At 69.1% G+C, this 11,062-nt stretch carries 8 protein-coding genes; all 8 read left to right on the forward strand.

Annotated elements, in window-relative coordinates:
• Positions 1-79: 79 nt before the first annotated feature.
• From L6Q21_RS11580 to cobO, 8 genes are read left to right on the forward strand one after another with little or no spacing between them, the layout of a single operon-like run.
• Positions 80-1,993 carry a TonB-dependent receptor plug domain-containing protein gene (locus tag L6Q21_RS11580; protein ID WP_237830914.1) on the forward strand — a complete coding sequence of 638 codons (1,914 nt, stop codon included), beginning with the start codon at positions 80-82 and terminating at the stop codon, positions 1,991-1,993.
• Positions 1,993-2,886, forward strand: coding sequence for an ABC transporter substrate-binding protein (locus L6Q21_RS11585; RefSeq protein ID WP_237830915.1), 894 nt, complete (start codon positions 1,993-1,995; stop codon positions 2,884-2,886). The genes L6Q21_RS11580 and L6Q21_RS11585 overlap by 1 nt, the downstream gene beginning before the upstream one ends.
• Positions 2,883-3,866 (forward strand): FecCD family ABC transporter permease, encoded by a 984-nt coding sequence (locus L6Q21_RS11590; protein WP_237830916.1) that lies wholly within the window; start codon positions 2,883-2,885, stop codon positions 3,864-3,866. The genes L6Q21_RS11585 and L6Q21_RS11590 overlap by 4 nt, the downstream gene beginning before the upstream one ends.
• Entirely contained in the window at positions 3,863-4,624 is a 762-nt protein-coding gene (locus L6Q21_RS11595) for an ABC transporter ATP-binding protein (protein ID WP_237830917.1), read from the forward strand. The genes L6Q21_RS11590 and L6Q21_RS11595 overlap by 4 nt, the downstream gene beginning before the upstream one ends.
• 11 nt (positions 4,625-4,635) lie before the next feature.
• Positions 4,636-5,604, forward strand: coding sequence for a DUF6925 family protein (locus L6Q21_RS11600; protein ID WP_237830918.1), 969 nt, complete (start codon positions 4,636-4,638; stop codon positions 5,602-5,604).
• Positions 5,547-6,632, forward strand: coding sequence for a cobalamin biosynthesis protein CobW (gene cobW / locus L6Q21_RS11605; RefSeq protein WP_418895825.1), 1,086 nt, complete (start codon positions 5,547-5,549; stop codon positions 6,630-6,632). The genes L6Q21_RS11600 and cobW overlap by 58 nt, the downstream gene beginning before the upstream one ends.
• The gene (gene cobN / locus L6Q21_RS11610; RefSeq protein WP_237830920.1) at positions 6,632-10,366 is read left to right on the forward strand and encodes a cobaltochelatase subunit CobN; all 3,735 of its coding nucleotides are present in this window, start codon (positions 6,632-6,634) and stop codon (positions 10,364-10,366) included. The genes cobW and cobN overlap by 1 nt, the downstream gene beginning before the upstream one ends.
• Positions 10,356-10,955, forward strand: a complete 600-nt coding sequence (gene cobO, locus L6Q21_RS11615; protein WP_237830921.1) for a cob(I)yrinic acid a,c-diamide adenosyltransferase — start codon at positions 10,356-10,358, stop codon at positions 10,953-10,955. The genes cobN and cobO overlap by 11 nt, the downstream gene beginning before the upstream one ends.
• The last annotated feature ends 107 nt before the right edge of the window (positions 10,956-11,062 follow it).

The raw sequence follows: 11,062 nt of genomic DNA on the forward strand, positions 1-11,062 counted from the left end.
GGCGTTCGCGTTCGCCCGACAGCGGGCGGACAGCCCCATCCGCGTTTTCCGATGAAGCGACGCGGTGGGAATGAAGAATATGCTGAAGGGGACAATTTCCTTGCTGGCGGTCGCCGTTGCGGCCCCGGCGATCGCCGCAGCCGAGGCGCCCGACGCCATCGTGGTGACGGCCTCGCGTTCGGGCGACGGCACGAAGCTCGCCAACCTGCCGGCCTCGGTGACGCTGATCGGCAGCGAAGACCTTGTGAACCGCCAGACGCGCATCCTGTCGGACGTGCTGCGCGACGTGCCGGGCGTGGCGGTCAGCCGCACCGGCGCCATCGGCGGCCTGACGCAGATCCGCGTGCGCGGCACCGAGGGCAACCATGTGCTGGTGATGATCGACGGCATCAAGGCCTCTGACCCCTATCATGGCGAATATGATTTCGGCACGCTGATCGCCGACGAGACCGCCCGCGTCGAAGTGCTGCGCGGCCAGCAGTCCTCGCTTTACGGCTCGGACGCGATCGGCGGCGTCATCCAGTATATCACCCTGACCGGCCGGGAGGCGCCGGGCTTCAGCGCGCGGGTGGAAGGCGGAAGCTTCGGCACCGTTTCCGGCGGCGCGCGGGCCGCCGGCTTCACCGACAGCTTCGACTATGCGGTTTCCGCGTCGGCCTATCGCACGGACGGCACGCCGACGGCGCGCCACGGCACGCGCGATGTCGGCTCAACCAGCGTCGGCGCCAGCGCCAAGCTGAACTGGACTCCTTCGGAAATCCTGAAGTTCACCGCCGTCGGCCGCTACAGCTACACCGACGCCGACACCAACAACAGCGAGAGCGACCCCACCAGCCCCTGGTTCGGCTACACCGTCGACAGCCCCGGCGTGCATTTCGTAAACAAGGCCTTCTACGGGCTGGCCCGCGGCGAGCTGACGCTGGCCGACGGCCGCTGGACCAACGCGCTGACCGCGCAGATCGCCGACACCCGCCGCCGTGGCTATGATGAGGACGGCTTCGACTATGGCAACAACGGCCGCCGCTACAAGGGCGCCTTCGAATCCGCCTATCGCTTCGGCAATGAGGCGATCGAGCACCGGCTGACCGGCGCCGTCGATTTCGAGCGCGAGGAATTTCAGAATCTGGTGGATTCGCCCTATGCCTTCACCGGCTGGCGCTCCACCAGCAACTGGGGCCTCGTCGGGCAATATGAGCTGGACGTAAACGACGCCTTCTTCGCCGGCGCCAGCATCCGCCACGACTTCAACAACCGCTTCGCCGATGTGACGACCTGGCGGGCGCAGGCCGGCTATCGGCTGCCGATGGGGCTTCGCGTTCGCGGCGCCTATGGCACCGGCGTCAAGAACCCCGGCTTCTTCGAGCTGTTCGGCTATTCCGACGGCAAATATATCGGCAACCCGAACCTGAGGCCGGAAAAGTCCAAGGGCTGGGAAGCCGGTATCGATCAGGTCTTCGGCGACGGGCTGGCGACCATCGGCGCGACCTACTTCGATTCCCGCCTGACGGACGAGATCTACACCAGCTATCCGCCGCCGAACTATGTCGCCACGCCTTCGAACCGCACGACAAAATCGAAGCAGCAGGGCGTGGAATTCTTCCTGTCGGCGAACCCGCTGCAGCAGATCCGCTTCGACCTCGCCTACACCTGGCTGAAAGCCCGGGAGAATGGCGTGGAGGAAGTGCGGCGGCCGAAGCATGTCGGCAGCCTGAACCTCACCTACCGGAGCCTTGACGAGCGTTTCTCGACCACCTTTACCGCCCGCTACAACGGGCGGCAGACGGACGTCGCCTACACCGACCCGAGCTGGATACCGGTGCGCGTCAGCCTGAAGGAATATGTGCTGGTCAATCTGAACGCCGAATACCGGCTTTCGGAGGCCTTCACCCTGTTCGGACGGGTGGAGAATCTTCTCGACGAGAATTACGAGGAGGTGTTCAGCTTCGCGACGCCCGGCCGCGCCGTCTATGGTGGCGTGAAGGCCCGCTTCTGATGCGCTTGCGGCCGGCTTTCCCCGCCCTGCTCGCCGCCCTGCTGGCGGCCGGCTGTGGCGGGCGGGAGCCGGCCGTGCCGCCGGCGGTTGCGAAACCGCTTCGGGTGATGAGCATGAACCAGTGCACGGACCAGATCCTGCTGGCGCTGCTGCCGCCCGAGCGCATCGCCTCCGTCACCTGGCTGTCCCGCGACCCCGGCGGCTCGCTGATGGCGGATGCGGCGAGGCGCGTGGGCGTGAACCATGGGCAGGTGGAAGAGCTGCTGGCGCAGAACCCCGATCTGGTGATCGCCGGCACCTACACCACACCGGCGTTGCGCGGGATGCTGAAGCGGCTGGGCTATCCGCTGATCGAGGTGGATCATGCCAACAGCCTGGACGATGTGCGGCGCATCACCCGCGAGATCGCGGCCGCCGTCGGCGAAGAGGCGCGGGGCGAGGCGCTGATCGCCGACATGGACGGGAAGTTCGCCGAGCTGGCCCGCGATCCCGGCCCGCCGATCCGCGTCGTCGCCTGGGACAGGACCGGCTTCGCCGCCGGCGAAGGCACGCTTTACGATGTGATCCTGGAAGCCGCCGGCGCCCGCAATCTCGCGCGCGGGCCGCAGGTGGCCGGCTATCGCCGCCCGGATATGGAAGTGCTGCTGGAAACGCAGCCGACGCTGCTGGTGCAGGGCTCGAACGATGCGAAGGCCTCCAGCCTTGGCGACGATGTGATGCGGCACCGGCTGGTGAAGCGGCTGTGGGGAGACCGGACGCTGTTCATCCGCCAGGCCTATTATGTCTGCGGAACGCCGATGGTGGCGGACGCGGCCATTGAATTGCGCGCGCAGTTGCGCGAGGCGGCGGCGCGCACCGGCGACCTGCCGCCGGGCCGGATGCCCGAGGCATGAACCGCTGGCTGATCCCGCTGTTGCTGCTGGCGCTTCTGCTGCTGTCGGCGATTTCGCTGCTGGCCGGCACCATATGGCTTTCTCCGGCTGAGACGCTTGCCGCGCTGCTGAACCCCGGCCCGGACCTCATCGAACTGGCGATCACCGAGGTGCGTCTGCCGCGCCTCGTGCTGGCATTGCTGGTGGGGGGGATATTGGGCCTGTCGGGCGCCGTGCTGCAGGGTTTGCTGCGCAACCCGCTGGCCGAGCCGGGGCTGCTGGGGGTGTCCTCTGGCGCGTCTCTGGGGGCGGTGATCGCGCTTTACTATGGCTTTGCCGCCGGCTTCACGCTGGCGACGCCGCTGTTCGCGCTGCTGGGCGCGCTTTCGACCATCAGCATCGCCCTGCTGCTGTCGCGCAGCGGCGGCACGCTTTCGCTGATCCTGGCCGGCGTCGCCGTGTCCACCATCGCTTCGGCGGGGGTCAGTCTGGCTCTGAACCTCGCGCCCAACCCCTTCGCCGCTTATGAGATCATGACCTGGCTGATGGGCTCTTTGAGCGACCGGAGCTGGGAGCATGTGGCGCTTGCCGCCCCCTTCATCCTGTTGGGCGGCCTGTTGCTGCTGCTGACGGCGCCCGCGCTCGACGCGCTGACCCTTGGCGAGCGGCAGGCGGAAAGCCTCGGCGTCGACCTCGGGCGCACCCGCCTGCTGGCGCTGTTCGGGACGGCGCTGGGGGTGGGCGCGGCCACGGCGGTTACCGGCGCCATCGTCTTCGTCGGGCTCGTGGCGCCGCATCTGGTGCGGCCGCTGGTGCGCCACCAGCCGGGCGCGGTGCTGGTGCCGGCGGGACTGGTGGGCGCCATCATCGTGCTGGCGGCGGACATCGCCACGCGGCTGTTGCGGGTGGGGCCGGAAATCAAGCTGGGGGTGTTCATCTCGGTGATCGGTGCGCCCTTCTTCCTGTGGCTGGTGCTGCACCTGCGGAAGACCTCGCCATGATCCGCCTGCGCGAGGTGCGCGTGGAGCGCGGCGGCAAGCCGGTTCTGCAGGGCGTGAATGCGGGCTTCGGCGCCGGGCGGCTCACCGTGGTGGTCGGCCCCAATGGCGCGGGCAAGTCGACGCTGCTGGATGTGGCGGCCGGCTTGCTGAAGCCGAGTGCCGGGCGGGTGGAACTGGATGGCGCGGACATTTCCAGCCTGTCGCTGAAGGAACTGGCGCGGCGGCGGGCCTATCTGCCGCAATCGCCGCGTGTGGACTGGGCGATCAGCGTGGAGCGGGTGGTGGCGCTGGGGCTGACTTCCCGGCTTCCGGCCTTCGGCGCCCTGCCCGCCGTCTGGCGGCCGAGGATCGATTCCGCACTGGAGCGGCTGGACCTGCTGCACCTGAGGGAGCGCCCGGCAACGCAGCTTTCCGGCGGCGAGCTGGCCCGGGTGATGCTGGCGCGCGCCACCGTCGGCGAGCCGGAAATCCTGATCGTCGACGAGCCGACGGCCGGGCTGGACCCGCGCCATGCGCTGGATGCGGGCCGGCGGCTGCGGGCGCTGGCGGACGCCGGCTGCACCGTGGTGGTGGCGCTGCACGATCTCGATCTGGCGCTGCGGATTGCCGACGAGGCGGTGGCGATGAAGGACGGCCATGTGGCGGCCGAAGGGCCGGCCGAGGACATTTTCACCGACGATGTGATGGCGGCGCTCTACGACGTGCCGGCGCGCGTGCGCCGCGACTCGGACGGCGCCAGCATCCGCTTTCTGGGTTGAGGGACATGCCGATGCAGCCAGCCGAATTCGCCCTGATCGCCGACCTGATCGAAGATCCGCTGAACGGCTGGAGCATCGGCAGCTTCGGCGTGGTGGGGGAGTTCCTGCGCGATGCGGACGAGCCCGCGAAGCTCGACCGGGGCACGGATTTCATCGAAGTGGTGACGGCGCGCGGGGGCATGCGCGCGGTGGACGCCGGGCTTTCGGGCGTGGCGTGGGACAGCCTTTCGGCCGACGGTGAAAGCTGGGGGCATGCGCTGGCCTTCTGCCGCCCCATGCCCGCCGAGGGGCCGAGCGTTGTGCGCGACCTTGGTGTGGATAGCGACGCGCTGCGGCCGGAGGAGCGTGGGCTCCGCCTGTTCGACCTGGGGCTTGGTTGCGGCCATGTCTCGATGGCGGTGCGCACGCAGGATGCCGCGCTGATCGCGGCGCTGGAAGCGGCCGAGGGGCTGCCGACCCTGTCCATCCCCGGAATCATGCCGCTGTTCGTGGAAACGCAGCCGCAGCGAATCCTTCTGTCTCCGGCGGGGCGGATCGAGATTTTCCAGCCCATCCCGCCGCCGGACGGCAAGAGCCCGGAAGGGCCGCACACGCACCTGCTGCCGAAGCTGGCGGCGAAGAACCGCCCGCATTCGGCGAACACCCCCATTCCCGAAGGCTGGCAGTCGCTGCTGTCCATGCACCCCAAATCCCCCTGGCGGACGATGCTGGGCGAACGGCACCCCTTCGAGCCGGAGACGGACGCCGCCTTCGCTCCATTGCTGGATCGCTTCGGGCTGGCGGACGACAAGGACGTCGAGCGGCGATTGCGGGCCGCCCTGGACGCGGACGCCCTGCCCTGGCCCGACAGCCGGCGCGGGCGGCACAAGGCGCGAATCCTGCTGCGGCGGCTGCACGCCGCCGGGGATCCGCGCGCGGCGCAATGGCGGGCGCTCCACGACCGGGCGCCGATCGAAATCGAGGAAGGAGAAGAGGCGTGAAGATTCCGGCAACGGTGGTGACGGGCTTTCTGGGCGCCGGCAAGACCACGCTCATCCGCCACATCCTGCAGAATGCGCAGGGGCGCCGGCTGGCGCTGGTGATCAACGAGTTCGGCGATGTCGGCGTCGACGGCGAGCTGGTGAAGGGCTGCAACGACGCCGCCTGCCCGGAGGAAGATATCGTCGAGCTGGCGAACGGCTGCATCTGCTGCACCGTCGCCGACGATTTCCTGCCCACGATGCAGAAGTTGCTCGACCGGCCGAATCCGCCCGAGCATATCATCATCGAGACCTCCGGCCTCGCCTTGCCGAAGCCGCTGGTGAAGGCGTTCCAGTGGCCCGACATCCGCACCCGTGCGACGGTAGACGGGGTGATCGCGCTGATCGACGCCGACGCCGTCGCCGCCGGCCGTTTCGCGACCGACGAGGCAGCGCTCGCCGCCGCGCGGGCCGCCGACCCCAATCTCGACCATGATTCGCCGCTGGAGGAATTGTTCGAGGACCAGTTGGCGTCGGCCGACATGGTGGTTCTGAACAAGGCCGATCTGGTGTCGCCCGAGGCGCTGGCGCGGGTGGAAGCGGACATCGCCGGCGAAATCCGCCCCGGCGTCCGCATCGTGCGCGCGGCGCATGGCGCGGTGGATGTGGGGGCGCTACTGGGGATCGTGGCGGCGGCCGAGGACGATCTCGACGCCCGCCCGTCGCACCATGATTCCGAACCGGACCATGACCATGACGACTTCACCAGCTTCGTCGCCTCCGGTGGCGAGGTGGCCGATGTGGAGGCGCTGATCGCCGGCCTTGGCGAAGTGATCCGCGCGCACGACATCTTGCGGATCAAGGGGTTGATCGCGGTGGAGGGCAAGCCGATGCGGCTGGTGACGCAGGCCGTGGGGCCGCGCATCCAGAGCTATTTCGACCGCAACTGGAACGCGGGCGAACCCCGGCGTACGGCGCTGGTGGTGATCGGCCAGACCGGCCTCGACGAAGGCGCGATCCGCGAGGCGCTGGCGGCGCTGATCGGCTGATGCATCTGCTGACCGCCACCCCTGGCGCCATTGCCAACGGTGACGAGGCGATCGACCTCGACCAGTCGCCCGGGGACATGGTGCTGCTGACGGTGGCGGACAGCGACCTCGCCTGCTTCGCCGACGCGGCGGAAGCCCTGCACACCGGCGAGGACGGGCGGCCGAGCCTGCGGCTGGTGAATTTGCTGCAACTGCTGCACCCCTATTCGGTCGATCTCTATGTCGAGAAGGTGATCGCCCATGCGCGCTTCGTCTGCGTCGTGCTGCTGGGAGGCAAGAGCTACTGGCCCTATGGTGTGGACGAGATCGCGGCCATTGCGCGGGCACGCGGGATCGCCTTCGCGGCGATCGCCGATGGCAGCGAGCCGGACCCGGCGCTGGCGGCCGCCTCGACCCTGCCGGCCGATGTGCTGGACCGCTTGCGGGACTATCTGCGGCAGGGCGGCGTGGCGAATGCCCGCAACTTCCTGAAGACCGCCGCGCGCCTGACCGGTGGCGACCTCGGCGAGCCGGAAGCGCCGCTGCCGCTGGCCGACGCCGGGCTTTATCTGAAGGGCGTGGAACGCCCGACGCTCACCGACCTGCGCGATGGATGGGTGGAGGGCCAGCCCACCGCGCTTTTCGTCTTTTACCGCGCCTTGCTGGCGGCGGGCACGCTGGAGGCGCCGGAGCGGGTGATCGAAGGCTTGCGGGCGGAAGGGCTGAACGTCGCCGCCGTGCAGGTGCGCAGCCTGCGCGAGCCGTTCGCGCGCGACCTGCTTTCGGGCGCGATCGAGGTTCTGCGGCCGGATGTGATCCTGAACGCCACCTCTTTCGCCGCCTCCACGCCCGGCGAGGCGCGCGCGCCTTCGGTGCTGGAAGAAGCCGATTGCCCGATCCTGCAACTCGCCTTCGCCGCCGGCGAGGAAGCGGAATGGGCGGGGCGGGCGCGCGGCCTGTCTCCGCGCGATCTGGCGATGAACGTGGCGCTGCCGGAAGTGGACGGGCGCATCTTCACCCGCGCCGTAGCCTTCAAGGCGGCACGGGCTTTCGACCCCCGCACGCAATGCGGGATATTGGCGCCCAAGGCAGTGGCCGACCGGGTGCGGTTCGTGGCGCGGCTGGCGGCCAATTGGGCGCGGCTGCGCCGCACGCCGGCGGGCGAGCGACGGGTGGCCATGGTGCTGGCCAATTATCCGAACCGCGACGGCCGGATCGGCAATGGGGTCGGGCTGGACACGCCGGCCAGCGCCGCCCATGCCATCGCGGCGCTCGGAGCGGCGGGCTATGATGTCGGCGGCGCCCCGACGGATGGGCGGGTGCTGATGGAGAGGCTGCTGGCCGGCCGCACCAACGATATGAGGTCGGTGAGGCGGGCCTCCGAGCTGCTTCCCCTTTCCCGGTATCGCGCACATTTCGACAGCCTGCCGACGCCGGCCAGAACCGCAATTCTGGAGCGTTGGGGGCCGCCCGAGGCCGACCCTTTCGTGCGAGACGATGCCTTTCATCTGGCCGTGCACCGCTTCGGCCGGCTGGCGGTCGCGGTACAGCCGGCGCGCGGCTACAATATCGACCCCAAGGAAAGCTACCACGATCCGGCCTTGCCGCCGCCGCACCATTATCTGGCCTTCCACCTCTGGCTGGAAAATGGCTTCGGCGCGCAGGCGGTGGTGCATGTCGGCAAGCATGGCAATCTGGAGTGGCTGCCGGGGAAGGCGCTGGCGCTGTCGGGAAGCTGCTTCCCGGAAATCTGCGCCGGGCCGGTGCCGCAGCTTTACCCCTTCATCGTCAACGACCCCGGCGAAGGCACGCAGGCCAAGCGGCGGATCGGCGCGGTGATCCTGGACCATCTGACACCGCCCTTGACCCGCGCCGAATCCCACGGCCCGCTGAAGCAACTGGAAGCGCTGGTGGACGAATATTATCTGGCCGCCGGAATGGACCCGCGCCGGCTGAAGCGCCTGCAGGCGGAGATACTGGACCTCGCCCGCGCGCAGGGGCTGGACTCCGATGCCGGCATGCAGGGCGACGGCGAGGAAGCGCTGGCGGCGCTCGACAATTATCTCTGCGACCTGAAGGAGATGCAGATCCGCGATGGGTTGCATATCTTCGGTCGCTCGCCGGAAGGGAGATTGCGCCGCGACCTGCTGGTGGCCTTGGCGCGGGCGCCGCGCGGCTATGATCGGCCGGGGCAGATGTCCCTGCTGCGCGCGCTGGCCGACGATCTGGGCCTTGGCTTCGACCCGCTGGATTGCCGGCTGGGCGACCGCTGGGATGGCCCGCGCCCGGCCGCGCTTGCCGGGGTGGATACGGCACCCTGGCGGACGGTGGGGGACACTGTGGAGCGGCTGGAACTGCTGGCCGCCGCCACGGTCGAAAGCGGCGGTGTCGGGCCGCTTTCCGATGCGGTGGCGAACGACATGCGCGGCGATCTGGCGCCAAGGGTGGATGCCTGCGGGCAAGCGGAAATGGCCGCGCTGCTGGCCGGGCTGGACGGGCGTTTCGTCGCCCCCGGCCCCTCCGGCGCGCCGACGCGCGGCCGGCCGGACGTGCTGCCGACCGGCCGCAACTTCTATTCGGTGGACACGCGCGCCGTTCCCACTAACACCGCCTGGGATCTGGGGCAGCGCTCGGCCGAACTGATCGTCCGGGATTATGTGCAGCGCGAAGGCCAGTATCCGAAGGCGATCGCGCTTTCCGCCTGGGGCACCGCCAATATGCGCACCGGCGGCGACGACATCGCGCAGGCGCTGGCGCTGATGGGGGTTCGGCCGCGCTGGGAGTGGACCTCCGGCCGGGTGACCGGCTTCGAGGTGATGCCGCTCGCTGAACTGGGGCGGCCGCGCGTCGATGTGACCCTGCGAGTCTCCGGCTTCTTCCGCGACGCCTTTCCCGAGCAGATGGACCTGATCGACAGCGCCGCCCGCGCCGTGCAGGCACTGGACGAGCCGGAGGCGGACAACCCCGCCGCCGCCCGCGCGAAAGCGGAGGCGCTGGAACTGGAGCAGGAGGGGGTGGAGCCGAAGCTCGCGCGGCTACGCGCCGGATCGCGGGTGTTCGGTTCCAAACCCGGGGCCTATGGCGCCGGCTTGCAGTCGATGATCGACGAACGCTTGTGGCACCAGCGCGCCGATCTGGCGGAGGTCTATCTGGACTGGGGCAGCTATGCCTATGGCGGCGGGCAGCAGGGCGAAGGCGACCGCGCCCTGTTCGCCCGGCGGCTGACGGGCATCGACGCCGTGGTGCAGAATCAGGATAATCGCGAGCACGACCTGCTGGACAGCGACGATTACTACCAGTTCGAAGGCGGGATCGCGGCGGCAATCGAGCATCTCTCGGGCCGAGCGCCCGTCAGCTATCACAACGACTTGAGCCGCCCGGAGCGGCCGGTCGCGCGTCGGCTGGAGGATGAGATCGGCCGGGTGGTGCGCGCGCGGGTGACGAACCCCAAATGGATCGCCGGGGTGATGCGCCATGGCTACAAGGGCGCGTTCGAGATCGCCGCTTCCGTCGACTATCTCTTCGCCTTCGCGGCCACCACCGGAGCCGTGAAGAACCATCATTTCGACGCCGTCCACGCCGCCTTCATCGAGGATGAGGCTGTGCGCGCCTTCATGGCCGACGCCAATCCGGCGGCGCTGCGGGAGACGGCGGCGCGGCTGGCCGAGGCCTTGCGGCGCGGCCTGTGGCAGCCCCGTTCCAACAGCGCCGGCGTGCTGCTCGCCCGGCTTTCAGGAGAAGATCATGCGGACTGAAGCCGAACATAGCGCGAAGATGGCCAAGCGGAAGGCCGCGCACGACCGGATCGTCGCCGGCAAGACGGTGGAGAAGGGGCTGGTGATCGTCCACACCGGCAAGGGCAAGGGGAAGACGACGGCGGCGCTCGGCATGGTGGTGCGGGCCATCGGCCATGGCATGAAGGTGGGCGTGGTGCAGTTCGTGAAGGGCGCCATGGAAACTGGCGAGGCGGCGGTGTTCGCCCACTTCCCCACTGTGGAGTTCAAGCCGATGGGCGAAGGCTTCACCTGGAACACGCAGGACCGCGCCCGCGACATCGAGGTCGCCCGCGCCGCCTGGGAGGAGGTGAAGCGGATGATCGCCGACGACAGCTACGACATGGTGCTGGCCGACGAACTGAACATCGTGCTGCGCTACGATTATCTGCCGGTGGAGGAGGTTCTGGAGGCGCTCGCCGCCAAGCCGGAGGCGACGCATGTGCTGATCACCGGCCGCAACGCCCCCGAGGCGCTGATCGAAGCGGCCGATCTGGTGACGGAAATGGTATTGGTGAAGCACCCCTTCCGGGAGCAGGGGGTGAAGGCGCAGGCGGGAATCGAGTTTTAGGTCGGGAGCCGATGCAAGCCCTTGCCATCCTGCTCTATTGTCCCGTCACCCCGGGCTTGACCCGGGGTCCAGCTTCCAGCGCCGTGCTCGCGGAAAAGCTGGACCCC

The sequence above is a fragment of the Sandaracinobacteroides sayramensis genome (assembly GCF_022014495.1).
Taxonomy (GTDB): domain Bacteria; phylum Pseudomonadota; class Alphaproteobacteria; order Sphingomonadales; family Sphingomonadaceae; genus Sandaracinobacteroides; species Sandaracinobacteroides sayramense.